Annotated in this window: 14 protein-coding genes; 1 reads left to right on the top strand and 13 read right to left on the bottom strand. The window is 46.5% G+C overall.

Annotation, left to right across the window (positions count from 1 at the left end):
* Positions 1-189: 189 nt before the first annotated feature.
* Positions 190-654 (bottom strand): VOC family protein, encoded by a 465-nt coding sequence (locus AM231_RS10265; protein WP_054402527.1) that lies wholly within the window; start codon positions 652-654, stop codon positions 190-192.
* A 99-nt stretch (positions 655-753) separates the two neighbouring features.
* Between AM231_RS10265 and AM231_RS10270 the strand changes: the two genes are divergently transcribed.
* Positions 754-1,665, top strand: coding sequence for a helix-turn-helix transcriptional regulator (locus AM231_RS10270; protein ID WP_054402528.1), 912 nt, complete (start codon positions 754-756; stop codon positions 1,663-1,665).
* Between the two features lie 52 nt (positions 1,666-1,717).
* Here AM231_RS10270 and AM231_RS10275 read toward each other — a convergent pair whose 3' ends face one another.
* The 12 genes from AM231_RS10275 to AM231_RS10330 all read right to left on the bottom strand — a co-directional run bounded on the left by AM231_RS10275 (position 1,718) and on the right by AM231_RS10330 (position 18,953).
* On the bottom strand, positions 1,718-2,191 hold the full coding sequence (locus AM231_RS10275; RefSeq protein ID WP_054402529.1) for a GlcG/HbpS family heme-binding protein: 474 nt from the start codon (positions 2,189-2,191) through the stop codon (positions 1,718-1,720).
* Positions 2,192-2,309: 118 nt separating this feature from the next.
* On the bottom strand, positions 2,310-3,761 hold the full coding sequence (locus AM231_RS10280) for a sensor histidine kinase (protein ID WP_054402530.1): 1,452 nt from the start codon (positions 3,759-3,761) through the stop codon (positions 2,310-2,312).
* On the bottom strand, positions 3,758-4,471 hold the full coding sequence (locus AM231_RS10285) for a response regulator transcription factor (RefSeq protein ID WP_054402531.1): 714 nt from the start codon (positions 4,469-4,471) through the stop codon (positions 3,758-3,760). The genes AM231_RS10280 and AM231_RS10285 overlap by 4 nt, the downstream gene beginning before the upstream one ends.
* 133 nt (positions 4,472-4,604) lie before the next feature.
* Positions 4,605-6,803: a M1 family metallopeptidase gene (locus AM231_RS10290; RefSeq protein ID WP_054402532.1), complete on the bottom strand. Its 2,199-nt coding sequence runs from the start codon at positions 6,801-6,803 to the stop codon at positions 4,605-4,607.
* A gap of 58 nt (positions 6,804-6,861) precedes the next feature.
* A complete protein-coding gene (locus AM231_RS10295) occupies positions 6,862-7,230 on the bottom strand; it encodes a YxeA family protein (RefSeq protein WP_054402533.1) in 369 nt (122 codons plus the stop codon).
* Positions 7,231-7,244: 14 nt separating this feature from the next.
* A complete protein-coding gene (locus tag AM231_RS10300) occupies positions 7,245-9,176 on the bottom strand; it encodes an ABC transporter permease (protein ID WP_054402534.1) in 1,932 nt (643 codons plus the stop codon).
* Positions 9,163-9,930: an ABC transporter ATP-binding protein gene (locus AM231_RS10305; RefSeq protein ID WP_054402535.1), complete on the bottom strand. Its 768-nt coding sequence runs from the start codon at positions 9,928-9,930 to the stop codon at positions 9,163-9,165. The genes AM231_RS10300 and AM231_RS10305 overlap by 14 nt, the downstream gene beginning before the upstream one ends.
* A gap of 362 nt (positions 9,931-10,292) precedes the next feature.
* Positions 10,293-12,935 (bottom strand): DUF4855 domain-containing protein, encoded by a 2,643-nt coding sequence (locus AM231_RS10310; protein ID WP_242615114.1) that lies wholly within the window; start codon positions 12,933-12,935, stop codon positions 10,293-10,295.
* 296 nt (positions 12,936-13,231) lie between these two features.
* Positions 13,232-14,506, bottom strand: a complete 1,275-nt coding sequence (locus AM231_RS10315; RefSeq protein WP_106406063.1) for a Gfo/Idh/MocA family protein — start codon at positions 14,504-14,506, stop codon at positions 13,232-13,234.
* A gap of 96 nt (positions 14,507-14,602) precedes the next feature.
* On the bottom strand, positions 14,603-16,285 hold the full coding sequence (locus AM231_RS10320) for a response regulator (RefSeq protein WP_054402536.1): 1,683 nt from the start codon (positions 16,283-16,285) through the stop codon (positions 14,603-14,605).
* A 12-nt stretch (positions 16,286-16,297) separates the two neighbouring features.
* Positions 16,298-18,028 (bottom strand): sensor histidine kinase, encoded by a 1,731-nt coding sequence (locus tag AM231_RS10325; protein ID WP_054402537.1) that lies wholly within the window; start codon positions 18,026-18,028, stop codon positions 16,298-16,300.
* A gap of 40 nt (positions 18,029-18,068) precedes the next feature.
* On the bottom strand, positions 18,069-18,953 hold the full coding sequence (locus AM231_RS10330) for a carbohydrate ABC transporter permease (protein WP_207383560.1): 885 nt from the start codon (positions 18,951-18,953) through the stop codon (positions 18,069-18,071).
* Between the last annotated feature and the right edge of the window lie 12 nt (positions 18,954-18,965).

Consider the following 18,965-nt stretch of genomic DNA (forward strand, 5'->3'; position numbering starts at 1 on the left):
CTGTTCTCCTTACACGCGGGAAATGTGAAATCCGCAATATGTTAAAGAAGAGAAACTGAAAATTATGTATGTACTCTTTTATAGACACTTTTTCATAGCGCCTGAAGCGGGTCTGAAAATATGCCAAAAAGGCTTACTCCCTCTTCAATAAGTGGAGTAAGCCTTCCAAGTATTTGGTCAACATTCAATTTACTGTTTACTCGACATAACTCTATCAAGAAACTGTTCTGCATCACGATTAAATTTCCAGGATATGCCGAACTTATCAACCAGCATTCCAAAGCACGAAGACCAAGGAGTATTGGATAAAGGCATTAGAATTTTGCCACCAACAGACAAATTATTAAAGTAATCTGTCAGTGTTTGTTTATCATCAATGACTAGACTTATAAGTACATTATTTCCTTGCACCAACTCACCTGTTAGCCTCTTCATGGAAGGTAAAATATCCGACATCATGAGTTTCCCGCCTGCGAAATCTATCGAGGATTCCATGATCATATTTAATTCATTCTCTGGCAATGGGTAGTTGGGATCTTGAGGAAAATCATTGAACTTTACCTTTTTTACCTCCTTTGCATTTAATGCCTCCGAATAAAATTCAATCGCTTGTTCTGCGATTCCATCAAAATTCAAGTATGCAACAGCTGACATAAAGTCATACCTCCTTCTTGTGATAAATGAAGTATAATTTATGAATGGTGACAGCAGTATGTCGTCTTTTCTAAATTAATTACAAAAAAGGAGTAGCCCATGGAGAAGGTCGAGAGATTAATATCTATTATTATGATTTTGCTGAGAAGAGATATTGTTTCTGCAAATGAATTTGCACAATTATTTCATGTTTCCAAAAGAACGATTCTTCGCGATATGGAAACACTGAGTCTATCAAACATACCCATCTATTCGATCCATGGAGTTCATGGTGGTTACGGCATTATGGATGAATACAAGTTTGATAAACGACTGTTAAGCAGCTCCGACCTGGAGAATATATTGACTGCGCTCAGCGGATTGGAACAAATTCTAATTAGTGAAGAAGTGGCAGTGACCATTAAAAAAATTGAAGCAATGGTTAGCCCATTTTCTTTGAATGGTTCAATAGAGCTGTCATTTTATGATTGGGAGGGTCGAGCTGAGATTCTTCAAACCTTGAAGACATGCCAAGAATCCATATCAAGAAGAAGGATAATTTCATTTAATTATACGGATAAGGATGGTGTCCAAACGAATAGGAAGGTCGAGCCATATCAGCTTAATTTTAGCGAAATGAGTTGGTATTTGAAGGGTTTCTGTTTAGATCGTCAGAGTTATAGAACATTTAAATTATCCAGAATTGATGATCTCTCCATAGATGAGCAAACATTTAACCCTCGAGATTATGTATCGGAACGAGAGCATGAAGTAGCTTATCAGCCACCACTAGCCACGATTAAGGCCCTTATTTCGCCCAGCATAAAGGACCAAATTATAGAAAGGTATGGCCGTAAGAGTATTGCTGAGTATAGTTCTGAATTATTCTTAGCCACAATTCATGTTCCTCAAAACAGTATTGGATTTCAGTTTTTAGCGAGTTTCGGTACAAATTTAAAAATAGTTGAGCCCCTAACCTATGTAGAAGAATTTCGAAATTATTTATATGAAATGGTAGAGATATATTCTTAATGGGTCCCTCTTAACATAAAACGTTGTGGGGACCCTTTGTTCCTCCATGAAATTAATAATTATAAAATTGTTTAGATGACCCAATCCGTGCTCTTGTATATTCATTATCAGTGTGTTGTCTTTTTTCAAACGCCTGAACAGCTGCATTCGCAACGTCTATATCTTGGGCGCTTGTTCCTCCACTTACACCAATGCCACCCACAACTTTGCCTTGGTCTATGAGAGGAATTCCTCCACCCAGTATTACAAGCCTGCCTTGATTCGTTGTGTTGATTCCATATGTTGCTCCTCCAGGAAGCGCTGTCTGAGCTAAATTCGCTGTCGGCATTTGCATAGCTACACTGGTCCATGCTTTTCCTTGAGCAATGTCTATACCTGCAATTCGAGCATTATCCATTCTATAGAAAGCAACCAGGTTTCCTCCTTCATCGACGATGGCGATATCAGAGCTTAGACCTAATTGCCTGGCACGCTCTTCGGCAATTTCTAATAACTTCTTAGCTGCTGTTAAAGTAAGCTTATACATTAAAACTTCTCCTTTACTTCTCAAGTTATGATTAGAATATGGTCAAATGTCCTGAGTGGTGAATCCAAGACCTCGCCTTTTTATAGCTGCCAATAGTACAGAAATAGCCCTGCATCCTTTAAAGGACGGAGGGCATTGCCTTCACGTGCGGCTGAAATCTCAGTAAAATTTCGATTTTCGTTCCTTGGTGAAGCTCGCTTTCCACATGGATTTCCCCATCATGAGCCTTCACGATATCGTGCGCGATGGCCATGCCGAGGCCCGATCCCTTGTGCAGCTCTCCCGTGTTCGTTCCGCGATAATAACGGTCGAAAATCCGTTCCAGCTCTTCTTTCTTGATCCCTTTACCATGGTCCTCGACAACGATGCGAACGAAATCCCCTTCTTTCTCGACACTGACTTCAACGGCCACACCCTCTTCATTATGGACGACAGCGTTGTAGATCAAATTGGCGATGGCACGGCGAATCAGGATGTCGTCGGCCTCGATAAGAATCACTTCGTCACTGTACCTGTATTCGATATTTCGATTGCCGTACCGAGCATCATTCAACGTATCGATGACAACGTTCCGGACCAGACTGACAATGTTTACGCTTTTTGAATTGAGCGCTAGTTCCTTGTTTTTCAGACGGGTGGACAGGTTCAGATCCTCGATCACGTCTTTCAAATAAAGCGACTTCCGTTCAATAATTTCCGCGTAATCCCGCATTTCCTCGAATGTAAAGTCATAATCCTTGTCCCGCATCATTTCGGCGTACCCCTGAATCGAAGCAAGCGGTGTTTTGATATCATGCGAAATGTTCGCGATCCACTCCTCTTTCATCCGGTCCAGTTTCTTTCGTTCCAATTCGCTTGCCTGCAGCTCCTCCGTCAGGACATTGACGTTGTAAAACACGTCCTTGTAGATGCCCTTCGTTTCGTAGCGCACCCGGTAGTTTTTATGAGCCAGCTGTTTAATCCCTTCAATGAGCGAGGAAAGCGGCCTGGTTAACCTTTTGCTGAACAAATAAGCGATGCAAAGCGCGATGAAGCCGTCGATACAAAGTACGGTAAGGATTCCGATTTGAAGGAACCGCCCGACCTTCCGTAAATCATAGGTAAGTATATTCCGCTCCAGATAAGGGTTTTGGAAACCGATCAAATAACTGTAGCGATCCCCGTTCTCAAGCTTTTCCCCGATAAAAACGGTCGACATCAATTCTTTTTCCATATATTTGTAGGTTTGGATGATATCCATCGGCGTATATTTGATTCTCGCTTCAGACGGCACCCGATAGCCATAGACCTCTTTACCGTTTTCATCCAGAATCTGAACCCACGCGTGATTGTGCTCTAGCGTCTCCTTCCCTTGACTGGTAATGGCGATCCCCGGCTCGGATAGAACGATTTCTTTACTGAATGAACGGGTAATGGCTTCGGCTGAAGCTTCTTCTTGTTGGATCGGGTACTGGGGAGATACACTTTGGTATATAAAAAAACCCGTTACCAATAAAATGTTAATAAAAATAACAACGACAACAATTAGAACGACGGATGCCAAGTATCTGCCGGTCAGCCGCCATTTCATCGCTCCTGTTCTCCCAAGACTAGCTTATATCCCAGTCCCTTTACGGTCACCAGATATTGCGGGTTTGAAGGATCCTCCTCGATCTTTTCCCTCAGCCGTCGAATATGAACCATAACCGTGTTGTCATAACCGAAGGATTCTTCCCCCCACACCTGATCATACAGGCTTTCCTTACTTATAATTCGGTTCGGATGCTTCAGCAAATAGCTAATGAGGCCAATCTCTTTCGGTTTGAGATCGATGATCTCACCGTTTTTCTTCAGTTCGAATTTGTGTTCGTCAAGCTCGAAAGGCCCAGCTTTCACGGTGTGCTCGTCCTTGTTCTCCTCCGGGGCAGCCTCCGTTCTTCTGAAACGGGCCTTGATTCGATAAGCCACTTCCTTCGGACTAAACGGCTTGGTGATGTAATCGTCACCACCGATGGCAAATCCGAGTATTTTATCGATTTCCTCATTTTTGGCTGATAAAAAGAATATCGGCACGTTCGAAACACTGCGAATCTGTTTGCATACGTCATACCCCTCGCCATCCGGTAGCATAATGTCCAAAATGACGAGGTCGGGCTGCTTATCCTGAAACCGAATCCAGCCTTCTTCAGCGGAAGAGGCAGTATACACATACTCGAAGCCTTCCTTAACCAGCACGGTTTTCAAAAGCTTAACGATATCCTCCTCATCGTCCACGATGAGTATTTTTTGACTTAGCGGCAATGGGTCGACCTCCTTTCAGCAAGCAGGGAAAAAGACCGACAGCTAAAATCTGTCGAGTCTTCAGTAATCCTCTTCCCCGCCCTTCCATTACTATAACCATATATTGAAATTGTCATATTGGCCAGAGACTCTATTATTCTTCGGCAAAATATCTCGCCATCGGGTTATCAGTCTTTTCGACGGATACTATTTTGCCTGATTGGTCTAGTACGTAATATTGATAAAAGTCGCCGCTGAAGCCAAGCGATTGCAGCATCTGCTCAGCAAAAGGCTCGACCCCGCTGTCGCTCAATGCATCACCGTTCCAGAAAAAATGAAGCAGCAGGCGGTTTTGATTGTAAGGATGCTTAATCACGTATGCGCCAGAAGATGCTTTTTGGTTCATCTTGCCTTTCCAGTCGAAGCTGATGGCCTTCGATTTCTGGATAATTCCGGGTTTAATCGCCTGGATGAGTCCGTTCGTTTTCGCGCTGCCGATGACAATGATATTGCTGGTTCCGAGCTCCCTTTTCAGCTTTTTCTTAAGTGTTTGTCGGTCGGAAACTACCTCGTATGGAATGCCCATGATCCCAAGAGTCCCTTCAAGCTGGGCTAGGATTGTCTGCTGCTGCTTTTTCGCTTTGCTGCCAGCCTGATCGCTCAGCACGATCGTCAGCGGTTCTCCTTGCAGTGCCTTATCCATGATACGGCTCATCATTTCCTCCGGAAGATTCGGAACTTGGGTCAGGGATGAACGGTACATGTTCTTGAACTGCTCATGCCAATATGCGGCTGCTTCTACATCAGACAACTGATATTCGGGTTTAAGGACAAAATGCGGGTCATGCAAGATCTTGTCCATTTCCTTTCTCGCTTCATCACCGAGCGTATCCTGGATTGTCTGCAAAAGACCGTGTATCGTCGCATTTTTGTATACGTGTCGCTTGAAATATTCCTGCATGAACGCATCGAAATTGTCCTCGCCCACCATGTGGTACAACTGGTAGATCGCCTGGCGACCTTTATTGTAAAAGGTTGGACTCTCCAAATCTCCCACTTCCGTATTGGTGGCGGCGATCGGCTTGTCTATCGAAGACAAATCATCGATTTGAATCGATTTGAATCCGTTAAAGTTGTCACCTTGATTTTCTGCGAAATACACCTTCGAAAAGTCGGCAAACCCTTCGTCTAAAAATGACTCTGTTTCCGAGTTGTTGCCGATCAAGGCATGGAACCATTGGTGGGCGATTTCATGCACGAACACGTAATCTTGAGCCGGATCGCTCTTCGCCCCGATTTGTCCCATTTGAATGACCCGGGCAAACTCTACCGCTACCCCCTCTACGTACGACTCCGCGATCCGGAACTCAGGGTAAGGATACTTCCCGTATTTATCGTTAAAAAACGAAATGGCCTTAAAAGCTGTATCGATGTATCCGTCCACGAGTTTTTTCTTATCCGGCATGTTGTCGAAGTAATAATATTCAACCGTCAGGCCGTCACGCGTTACACGCTCAACCTTATAATTCGGGCTGGCAAAAAAAACGAGCTCCCGGGTGTTATCAGCAACGGCAGTCACGATTTTACGGCCGGGCTCCTTCGGTTGGGCCTTCGCCGTAATATTTCCCGGCATCAGGATTTGATAGGCTTCCGGCACGTTAAAATGCACTTCGAAATCGGATGAATCATAATAATCGGTCTCGAACGACTGGCTATAAGGCGTTTTGTCCCACTCATGTTGGTTCTCGTCGTAGACTGACATAACCGGGAACCAATGTGCGCCGTTGATGATGTCTTTGTAGTAAGACAGGCGCTGCATGCCATAAGGGATTTTCACTTCAAAGCCGATTTCGACCGTCACCGCTTCGCCAGGTTTTAGTTCCTGCTGCAGTTTAACGGTCAAAGCCTGATTGCTGTTCGAAAAATCCAAGGATTGTCCGTCAGCAGCAGCGCTCTGGATGTAGATGCCACCCAGATAGTCCTCCGGCTTCTTTTCGGGATTTTCCTTCCGGATCTCCTCATTGTTTCGCTCAAACATGGAAGTTTGGGTCGCTTTGGACCGGTTGGCGTCGGCAAACGTATGAAAGACGATTTCACGCAGCGTATCGTTGGACGTGTTCCGGTAAGTGACGGTCTCGCTTCCTTGAATGCGCATATTCTTCTCATCTAGCCTTGCATTGATCCGATATTGAACCTGTGCATGCGTTTGCGCCATTTCTATGGACTCCGTGGATGCGGCGGCTGGTTTTGCAAGCGCTTGGCCAGCGCCGGCGACCGGACAGGCCGCAAGCGTAAGAGCCAACGAGTAAGCCAGCGTTTTTTGTGATACTGATTTGAAGGTTGTTCGATACATTGAATTCTCTCCCTCTTGCATATGTTTAGTAGACTACATCTTTGTTTTCGTATAATAGTTATTTCTCGGCACCCTCGAGCTTTTGTTTCGCTTGCTCGGGCAGCTCGCTGACCTGTACTTCCTGGTAAGAGCTGACGTCATTCCCCTTCACATAGACTCGAAGGTATGCGTCCTTGCGCAGTTCCTTGCCTGCTGTAAAAGTCAGGCTTTTTTCCTTACCTTTTGCATCAAAGCCTTCCAGGGTGTATTCGTAAGAAACATGCTTTTCTCCACTGTCCGACTTATCTTCCATTCTCTTTCCGTCTTGGTTAATCTGCACGTAATATTGCTGTGCGCCTAGGCGGTTCACATTCACATTTTGGATGAAAACAACGAATCCGACCAGTACGATCACCACAACTGCTAAAGTGATAATCCCCTTTTTCATTTCAATTCAACTCCTTATTTTGTATTGGTAACGATTTTGCAGTACGCATGTACAGTAACGAAATAATAGATCAGGTAAATGCAAACATAGACCGCCATGCAGCTCACGACGGGAACGACCAGATTGGTCATCATCAGCTTCGACAATGCAGACAGAGCGACAGCGCAGTGGGCGATGCCGAAAGCAAGCGGCAGGGCAAAAATGAACAGCACCTGTTTGGCGACAGATTTGCGAATTTCCCGTTTTTTGACGCCGATTTTATGCAAAATCACATAACGGGCTTTGTCGCTGCCTGCTTCCGTTAACTGTTTGAAGTAAATGATGCTTCCCGTTGCTGCAAGGAACACGAGGCCGAGGAATCCCCCCATAAACATCAAGAGGCCGGATGATTCCATTCCCTGCGAATAAACGCTGTAAAAACTTGAAAGCCCGGCGTTCTCCGGTAAAATCCCTTCCAATTGCTTTGTCAGCTCTTTCGCCTTGTCCTGATGCGTGATGCCGTATGCTTCTACAGCCATGGCCTTGGCATTCGGCTTAAGCTCCGCAAACATATCATCGCTGACGACAATGGTGGAATAGACCGTTCCAAGATTCAGCACGTTGTAGTTTTTTAAAGTTTTGAATTGGATGGTTTTATGGATTCCGTTGCCCTTCAGCTTAATCGAAGAACCGACGTACTCCGGCGATATGCCTTCCAAATAGGCAGGTTCGAGCACTGCTGCCTCGCTGCCTTTAACACTTATGACATCATCCCGCCCCTGCAGCTTGGCCAACCGGTTAAAATCACTGCTTGATATGACGGTAAACGATTGCTCATCTGATCCTTGAGCATTGTTTAAGCCGGAGGTGTCGGCATCTACCTCGAGGAGAGGTATGGACTCATGGTACAGCACTTTATGTCCCGCAGCCTGCTCGATCGCCTGATCGGCTTTTCCTGTGGCTGTTCTGTCCACCCCGATAAACATATAGCTGTTCGGATTCGCAAGCGCCGCGTTCGTCCGCGTGTTGTAATACGTGCTGTACGCCGTTCCAACCGCTGTCAGCGTCGTTGCGCTTAGCACAGCGATGATCGTGAGCGTCCGCGCGTTGCCCTTCATCCGGTACAGCAGCTGGGAAGTCCCGATCAGGTTCAGTCCACGCCAGTAGCTTTTTTTGTGTTTGCGGGCCAGCTTCAGCAGCGTAACGGTCAACGTGTTAAACAGCAGGTATGTGCCCAGGATGACCGATATCAAAATAACGAGCGGAGTAAGCATATACCCGATGGTCGCCCATGCCTTGGACGTAAGTATATTTTGCAGCGCAAGCCAATAGCCGAACCCGATGAGCGCTACGGATAATAACGCAATGATCAGGGAAGATTTTGGCTCTTTCTCACGCTCTTGATCTGCCCTGAACAGCTCGATTAGCTTGAATCGATAAATCAAGCGATAGCCTTGGACCGAAGTAATCAGCGAGATGATCATGAACACCAGGAATGTATTCAGGATCGCAGCCGGGGAAATGGTGAAATCCGCCACGACGGCGTAACCCATCACTTTCATCAGAATCATCACAAAAAACCGGCTAAGCACCGCTCCAAGCGCGATTCCGATGATCAGGGCCAGAATGCCCATCAGGAAATTTTCGTAAAACAGCATCCGCCCGATCTGTTTTTTGCGGACGCCAAGCAGCGAATACAGTCCGACCTCTTTTTTGCGTTTGCGTGTGAAAAACGAATTCGAATACCAGATGAACACGGCCACGAAAACGATCAGCACGACTGCGGCTCCGCTGAAGGCCGAGCTGATCTTCTGTGATCCTTCTGTTGCGGATGAAATAGTGCTGTCGTATTTCAAGGACACGAACGTAAAATATATGACGATGCTGAATATCATCGAGGCGAAATATAGAAAATAATTCGTGAAGTTCTTTCGGATGTTCTTCCCGGCGATCTTAAATAGTGTCATGATGACCACCTCCGAGCGTCGCCAAAACTTCAATAATCTGTCCGAAAAATGCTTGTCTCGTCATGCCTTCCTTATGGAGCTCTTTGAACAGCCGGCCGTCGTTGATGAAAATGACCCGCTTGCAGTAGCTCGCCGCGTAGGCGTCGTGCGTAACCATCAGAATGGTCGCTCGATTGTGAAGGTTTAGCTTGCTCAAGCTTTCCAGAAGACCGGTCGCCGATTTCGAATCGAGCGCGCCGGTCGGCTCGTCCGCCAAAATCAGGCTCGGATTCGACACGATTGCCCGCGACGCAGCCGCACGCTGTTTTTGACCGCCCGAAATGTGGTACGGGTACTTATCGAGAATCTGACGTATGCCGAATGTATCGGCGATTTCTTCAACTCTCTTTTCGATTTCGGCTGCCGGAACTTTGGAAAGAGCCAGCGGAAGTAGAATGTTTTCCTTGACTGTCAACGTATCAAGCAGATTGTAGTCTTGAAAAATAAATCCGAGTTTATTGCGACGAAAATCAGACAGTTTCTCCTCGTTCATAGCAACAATGTTTTGCCCATCGATCGTAATTTCACCGGAGGTCGGCGTATCGATGGTCGAGAAGATGTTCAACAGCGTCGACTTCCCGGCTCCGGATGGGCCCATAATGCCGACATACTCCCCTTCTTCAATGCTCAGATTGATGTTTTGCAGCGCCGTATATAAATTTCCTTTTGTGCCAAAGGTTTTGTTCACATTTTTTGCTTGCAGTATGGTTTTCATGGTGTCTCTCCTTAATCGTTGGATTTCATGAATGTAAATCCAATCTTAAAGGCCCTATCTTACACCGTCTTAATCCCAACCTTACAGCAACCTTAAATTTATACAAAAACCCTCAGGGTGCCTTTGTAGCAACCTGAGGGTTATGAAATCGAAGCTATTCAAAATATAATGATATCCTGAATTTGCAGGAAAAGTTATGTAATCTTTGTAGGTAGCAAGAGAGCTATAAGCAGAAGCCATGGGTCACAGCGTGAAAAATCACGCTTTACCCATGGCTTTTATTAGGAATCGTAAGTTATTGTACATCATGAGTACGACATAATTTGTCAGGGAATTCCCTGCAGTTACCGGATGCCCGGTATTTACGGCGTCGGTGGCAAAATTACGGCTCCATTCGCCTTGCCGTCAATGCCAAGAACCTCGATTTCATCCAGGAATACCCAGCCGTTGACCGGGAACTCGATCTTGACGTAGCGGGCGTATACTTTATCGGCTCCCGCTTTCCCTGGCACGCCGTCTGCTGACCCGCTCCATCTCACGAATTCAGCAGAGGCAGCATCTTGTGCCGGTGGCGGAGAAACGGTTGCCAGCGTGCTCCAGGTTTGGCCGTTCGTTGAAACGGAAAAAGCGACGTTCTGAGGGAAATAGATGCCGGGTCCTTGATCCTGAAGAAAATGGGCTCTGATTGATCCGATCGATTTGTTGCGGCCCAAATCCAATGTGATGGTGCGGCTTCGTTCCTCAGGGTAGGCGCTTCCCGCATGACCCTGCCACTGTTCATTGCTGAAGTCCGTTCCGCCGAATAGGCCGTTCGTCAGTTCATTCCCGGAATCGGGATAGTTGCTGTTCGACGGTCGCGAAATGGTATAGCTTAGACCTTGAGCCAGATTGCTGAGGCCCCAGTCGTCAGACCAAGTTTCCATGAGAATTTGGGCATAGGTATCAAGCACCGTTGCTGCCGGTGCCGAAATCAACCCTTGTGCTTGCACGGCCGGGTCGTGTATGTGTGCGAGGAAATCCTGCATATACGTTACGGCGTCCTTCGGCTTATTTTGTTCCAGAAGCAGCTTGATGATCTGCAAACGATACAACAACTCATTGCCAAAAACCGAATTGATTTCGTTCGATGCGACATAACTCCGTACAAGCTCCTCCATTGTCTCCAGCGCCGGGCTGCTGTCAATCGTGTACGTTCCGTTCAAGAACTGGTACAGCCAGTCATACATTAAACGCAAGCTCGGGTCCTTGTTTACCCCTAAGTTATAAATGGCATTATTGCCTTGGTAATAAGCTCTAAATCCATTCTGCATCAAACCGGTTTCAACGCCGCTGTTCAAGTATTCGATATAACGATCGCGGAATACGCCCTCCGTCAGCATCCGGTCATCGAACTCAAGCTCGATCGACATCCCATACTGCTTGGCCAGGTTCGCGGCGTCTTCCAAGCGGTCGGAATCCATTTCGCCGAAGAAATAGTTAGGCTGAAGCGCCACGGCATCAAACCCTACCTCTTTCCACATAAAGCTTTTATAAGCCAATGAGTGAGGAATCCAGAAAAATTTCAAGTTCAAGTCATGAACTTTGCCGCTTACAGCTTTAAGTAAATCGGGGCCTGTATCGCTTGTGCTGATTTGTTCTTCCAGCCAGTACATGCCGACAAGCTCCAGATTGGAATAGTTCGCCTCTTGCCATCTTTGGCGGACCTGATCCAGCCACCACTGCATCGCTTTTATCCGGTTTTCGAGCGCTTTCTCTTTGCCGACAACCGAGTCGTTAAAGCTATCGGATACCCCGTCACCGTCAACGTCGCCAAAGTCATTTACGTATTCCCCCGGGTTCGGAATCATGAGCACGACCTTCATTTTATGATCAGGCTGGTTCAGCTTGGCTCCGACTTCCACTGTAGCCTCATTCAGCTGCTGCATATCCCCCGCGGCTGCGAAGGTTTTATCTAAATACCAGTTCCAGTCCTCCAAGATCGTTTGTCCGACACCGAAGTCACGGCCGGCAGGCGAAGCCAGTCCGAGATATAATATCCCGTCAAAAAGCCAGTCGACAGGCTCGCCGTCTTTATTTACATAACTGATGTTGGGAATGATCCGTTCCTTGTTCCAATCACCCAAACCATTTGCATATTGACCGTTATACAGCAGATTCAGATTACGGATACCGGCGGTAGCTTCTCCCGGCTCCAAAAAACGAGGCTGTTCGGCAGGAACCTTTACCGCCCCTTCAGCCTTGCCGTCTGTACCAATAATTTCGATTTCATCAATGTAACTCCATTGCGAAGGATGCATCGTAAAGGTAACTTTAACATAACGGGCATAAGCCAGCTTACCGTCTGTATTCCAGCCTTTGATTCCATCCCGGCTGCCGTCCCATTCAAAGGTCTCCTGTCTTGGCGGTCCTTCCCCCCAGAGCAGCTGGGTAGCGTTATGGGAAAGCAGTCCCCAATTTTCTTTATCGTCAGAGACATACATCGATACCGTCAAAGGTACGAGGATCGAGTTCGTAGGATAATCTTGGAAGAAGTGAGCTGCAATCTTTCCGATTGATTTTTCCTCACCGAGATCAAAGACGACTTCCCGCGTTTTTCCACGCAGATGCCCTACCCATGCCGGGTCATTCATATCCAATGTGCCGTATTTTCCGTCCGTAAGCTTGTACCCGCCGTCAGGACGTGACGCTTCCGGCTCCTCGGACCATTCATAAGGGAGTTCGGCCGCAAGATTGCGGAATTGCGTCTCCTCCACTGCCGAAGATGCTGCCGCCTGGTTTGTATTCGATACTGAGGATGCCTGTTCCACAGCCGGTTCTCCGGCATCCATCGGTTGATTCAGGTCGAACTTTGGATTTTCTGCATCTTGTCCTTCCATCTGCGCTGCATTTCCTGCCTGCGCAAGAACCACTGCCGGAACAGGCGATTTCGCCTGCACCGCAGAAACCGGAGCCATCAGCAATACGGTTGCCATCAGGACGGATCCCCACTTCTTATTTGAAATCATCTCGGTCAACTCCTTTTTTAATCTTGACTGTAGAAGTACCTGAAATCTTTATCCGCTTTGTGATGAATATATAAATGGATCCCTCCTTTCACGAAATTTGACACGCCTTAACTTGTAAGCGCTTACACCATTCAAGAGATCTCATTCCCCATTTCCTTCTTTGCTCACGAACTTGTGCGGCGTCCGGGGTACGAACTTCCCAAGCCCGGATGCCGCGGATGTCCGCCATGATTACTTCGCAGCACGTGATTCTGTTCTAGTTTGCCTTTGCCACATCGTCTCGCAGATTTCAACAATTAAACGCCCGCTGATTCTTTCTCATACATCTCGGTCAACTTTATGCTTCTGCCTTGCTGTAAACGGGATCGTTCGGAAGCGAAGGCAATCAAATGGCTTTGCAAGGAAGCTGTAGCCGATGTAAGGCCTTGGGACGGGTTGCGATCGAACTTATGTACATTGTTAAGGAAGGAGCTCATCATGCGCTCATCGCCTCCGCCGTGTCCATCTCCCTGCACGCTGCATTTAATTTCAATCTCTTCGCCCGTCGCATAGCGGTACAGCGTAAATGAGCCCTTATCCATGTCGCCAATGATCTCTCCCTGCGTGCCCATAATCTGCACACGACGAGTACCGCTTTGGGTTAGACCCGACATAATAAAGTTAGCGTTGGCGCCGCTGGCAAATTCCATATTGACGACCTGATGGTCAACAACATTGTTATCGCAGCGATAGACGCAGCGGCCGAACGGTCCTTCCTTGAGCGCCCCGATAATGCCTTCCTGTGATAAATCGTGCGTCATATAGCGCGCCCAATGATCGGCAGGTTGCTCTAAATACATTTTAATCGCTGAAAAGGCACATTCCCTCTCGGCTTCGCAGCCATCGATGCAGCGGTCCGTTGCACCCTCCGGCGCGTTCTCGGCTTTAAAATGAAGCAAAGAACCGAATGAGCTGACCGCTGTGCACGGCTCATCCATCAGCCAGGAGATGAGGTCCAGGTCATGGCAGGATTTAGCCAAAATCATCGGGCTTGTTTCCTCGGAATTCCGCCAATTACCGCGTACGTAGCTATGAACCATATGGTGATAGCCTACGTTCTCGGTCAGCTGAATGGTGCCGATTGCGCCCAGTTCCCCATCCTCAATGCATCTCTTGATGCCCGACCAGAACGGGGAATAGCGAAGCACATGCGTGACCACCAGCAAACGCTTATGCTTAAGGGAAGCTTGCTCCAGTTCTATACATTCCTGCACATTCGGCGACATCGGTTTCTCCAGCATGACATGATAGCCAAGCTCCATCGCTTTCATTGCTGGTATATAATGCATCCGATCAAGCGTGCAGATGATCATCACGTCGGCTATTTTTCCTTGCTCGAATGCTTTTTCCCACGAATTGTAAACGTGTTCTTCAGCGATTTGATGAATCTCTGCAAAACGTTGTCTGCGTTCATCATCCGGCTCGGCTACGGCAACAAACTTCAGCTCATTCGGAAATTTTTCCGCATACGGTCCATAGATGTATCTTCCTCTACTGCCTGCGCCTAATAGTACAGCTGTTAATGTCTTCAATGTTCTTCCCCCTTGCCTATACAATTGCATCATAATTTCATTGTAAGGGGTGATTCCGCGCATCAAAATAGATCATTGCTTACATTCCATATACATTTATTGACCTTGCTGCATCGTTTCGGTGCGGGCCGTCCGAAAATCCTGCGGTGTCATATCATTTTGCTTTTTAAAGAAGCGGATAAAGGCAAGCGCTGAATTGTAGCCGAGCTTGGCGGCAATTTCATTGACCTTCATGGATGTATTGAGCAGCATGTCCTTTGCAATGACATTGCGGTAATCATTTACGTATTTAGAGAGTCCAATTCCTGTTATCTGCTTGTAAAGCCTTGATAGATAGGATGGATTCAAGCTGACATAATCCCCAAGAGCGGTTAGGGAAATATCACCCGCAATATGCTCCTCTATATACCGATGCACCTTATTGACGACCTCCGCCGGCAGCTCTGTTCCCCTAATCGCATTCCATTCAAAAAAGCAGTCCGCAACTTGCCAATAGTATGGAATGAGCTCCGTCCATGAAGCCGTTTTCTCCTGGCGGAACAGCATATCCAAATTAATCTGAGTATTCATATAGTCTCGCATATCTTTACTTTTGTGCAAATGCGCCAGAAATACCGCAGATAGAAAATGGTACAACTCAATCTTGCGCTCATAAGGAGTATCCGGATCGTTCCAGATGTCTGTCAATTCAACAAATAGATGATTAAACTGCTCACGGTGATTATTTTCAAGACAGCTCATCAGCAGCTGTACGCGAGCGTGTAAAAAGCTGTCATGATAGCTGTTCGCCTTCTCTTTTTCTTCGGACTTCTGAATATCTTTATCTGTCATGATGACCTCATGGAACAAGCCATGGCCTTGCATAAGACCGTATTTCATCGCATGAAAACGATCCGACAGCCGATTCCATGGGACAGCCTCGCTGCCAATAAGAAAAGATACGGAGAGGCTCAGCAACTTTTTGCTGGTAGCTTGTATCGTCTCCAAATTGCCGCTCACATAGCGGTATGCCCTGGTCCATTCCATCGTACCGGTATCCGTCGTTAACTCCGGGCCGGCTTTAGGCTGAAAGATCCATGCCATTTTGTTCATATCAAATACGACGGAGAAGCAGCGCATATGGGCGGATAAATACTCATCGCCGATATTTTGAAGAGCGTAAGCGAGCAAAGCCTTGTCCGGCGCCGTGAACATTTCCTTCCAGGCATCGATCCGGCCAATCAGTAAATAGACAGGCAGCGATGCGTCAAGCGGAATGTCCATTTCCGCAAAAGCGTCCCGAAGCTGCTGCCCCGTCATCGTCTTGCCTTGAAATAAGCCCCAAATATATTCCTTCTGCAAGGAAGGCATCGCTATTCTCATTTTGGACTGGGCACGTAAGATCATTTGCGCCTGATCCTGTTCCTCTTCAATTTCCTCTATGGCCCGTTCAACGGTATGAATGATCTTCTCGTCGCTTTCCACTTTCAGCAAATAATCAAAAGCGCCAAATGTAAGGGCGCTCTTCGCATAGTGAAAATCATTGAACCCTGTCAATAAAATAACTTTGCACGCCGGCCACTGCGATTTGATTTCCTGCAGCAGCTCAATGCCCTCGATGCCGGACATCTTAATGTCCGAAATCACAATATCCATCCGATGATGGGACAGCACCTCAAGCGCCTCTTCGCCGGAATAGGCCTTCATGACTTCAAGCTCCAAATGCTCCGTCTTCTCGAACAACTCCAGAAGACCATCTACAATAATCGGCAGATCATCCACGATTAATAGCCTGTACATGGCGATTCCTCCTTAGCTCAAACTCAGTTTAATAATAGCTTGAAGCCCGCCAAGCTCAGAGCGTGATACGGTAATCCCATACTCTTCTCCATAACGAAGCCGAATTCTGCGATGAACATTAAGCATGCCGGTTGTCTCCTCCATCAGGTTGGTTGAATAATGCAGCCTCTTGTCAAGCGCTTCAATCTCATCGTCCGTAATGAACTCGCCATTATCTTCTATATAAATGTAATAAGCATCATTGCGCAGCTTGCTGTGCACCCATAGCTCGCCTGTGCCGATCATATTGCCCAGGGCGTACTTGTAAGCATTTTCAATAATAGGCTGCAAAATTAATCGGGGAACTTCTATCGACTGGGTTTCAACTTCAAACAGCACTTCGATTCGATCCCCGTAACAGATCGACTGCATCTCCACATACGTGCGGGAATGCTCAAGCTCCATCTCCAGCGGAATGTCGTCATCATGATGACGGGTAATGAACTGAAAATATTGCCCGATGTATAAACAGAACTGGTAGGCTTTTTCCCTCTGATTATCGGATTTAATCAAGCGGCAAAGCACGAAAAAGCAATTATATAAAAAATGAGGGTTAATCTGCGATTGCAATCGTTTCAGCTCCGAACGCTGATTGCGAATTTGCTGCTCATAATTTTCCTCAATCAATGTTTTCAAAGATTTCACCGTATCGTTAAAGGCCTGGTATAGATAGCCGAACTCATCCTTTCTGCGGTCGATCAGGATCGGCTCTAGCTCGTTTTGCTGCATGCGGCGGAAGGAACGCACCAGCTTGATCAACGGACGGTATATTAACCGGATTAAAAAATAGGTAAAGAATAAAAATATAAAAACAGCAAGCGCGCAAGCCCACCAAAACAATGCTTTATATACCTCGAGCGATCCGAGAATCATCTCCTCCGGTATGCTCGTTACCATGTATGAATTCCATAGGCTGGAATACTTGAATACGGTTAGATATCGCTTATTTTTATAATGGATGGTGTCATAGCCTTCATCCACTTTCCCTGCCTGTTTTTCAAAAGCCAGCTGCTTCATCAATTCATGCAATTCAAGATCGGAACCGCTATCGATTTCCCAGCCGCGCTCCAGATTAAATAATACAGATTGGCCTCCCCTGTTATTGCCGATTTGCGCTAATGTTTCTTTCATTTTGCCGGTTGAGAGTTCTACGCCTACCACATAGAGCGGGTCTTTTTTGCTTGCAGGGTACTGCATCGTAATAAACAGCCGGTCCTTCCAATAAATAAAGGGCTCCGTATAAAGCTTCTTGTCTGACTGCATCGCTTCATATTCTTCCGTATTCAGCCTGGTTTCAAAGCTGTTGCTCAGCACGGTGCGCTCGATAAGCGGAATGTACGCCTTCGCCTCGCGAATGAACGGACTAGAATTTTTCATTAAATCCAGGCGGTGCTGAATATCCAATATTTTATACGACCGCTCATAGGAGTTCATCTGCTCGCCTGTCGCCGCTACTTCCATTAAATCCCTGTCCATGACGTAGTTAGGCAAATATCGGCTGATCCGGTCTGCTTCCTGATCCAAGGAGTCTAAATAAAACCGCGTCGTATTTAATATCGAATCGGATATTTCACTACGGATATGATCGGCCCCTTGCTCATTCATCATCCAGGTAAATGCCATAAGCGGCAGTAAGGCCGCCAAAAAGGCAGCCATTATTTTTCTGAATATAGAGGAATCCTGTAAAAAGAATATACTTTTCATCGTTTGTTCTCCTGTGCCTGAGATCTACGACCTTCCTTGTCTATTCTTTTACACTTCCCATTACAATGCCTTTGATGAAAAACCGCTGCAAGAATGGATAGACAATAAGAATCGGGAAAGCCGCTACGAAGATTTGTGCTGCCCTGCTTGTACGGTCAGACAGCTGGAGCATGAGTTCCACATTTTCTGATTTAAGAAATCGAAAATCCATCTTAATAATAACGGTTTGCAAGAAGGTTTGCAGCGGGTAATTTTCCGGATGATTCATATAAAGCATGCCATCGAACCAGCTATTCCAATGCCCTACCATCGTAAACAGCCCCGTTGTCGCCAGTGCGGGAAGCGATAGCGGAACATATATTTTCCAAAGTGTTGAAAAATGCCCGGCTCCGTCTATCCGTGAAGCATCCTCAAGCTCCCTGGGCAAATTGCGGTAAAAATTCAACAGCAGGATGACGTTAAACACGTTAATCGCCATAGGAAACACCAGCGCTCCGAGAGAATCAATAAGTCCCAAGCTTTTAATCGTCAAATAGGTAGGAATGAGTCCGCCGTTGAACAAAATCGTAAAAACGAAAATCCAGGCATAAACGGTTCTTAGACGGAACGTATTGCGGTCCTTGGATAAAGGATAAGCCGTAACAATCGTTAATAGCATGCTTAATGCTGTCCCGACAACAACCCGTTGAATAGAAATGCCGAAGGCTCTTACATATTCAGGCTTGCCGAACACGTTATCATAAGCCGCCGTTGTAAACTCTACAGGCCACAGCGCAACCTTGCCGGCTGCCGCCGCTGAACCCGAGCTAAAGGAAATCGCCAAAATATGAATGATCGGCATTAAGCATAAAAAAGATATAAACGCAAGAAAGATGAGATTGCTAACGAGAAAAGCCCTTCTTCCGAATGACGGTTTAATGACCACGGTCTGTCTCCT

It is taken from the genome of Paenibacillus solani (assembly GCF_001277345.1).
GTDB classification, from domain to species: domain Bacteria; phylum Bacillota; class Bacilli; order Paenibacillales; family Paenibacillaceae; genus Paenibacillus_AQ; species Paenibacillus_AQ solani.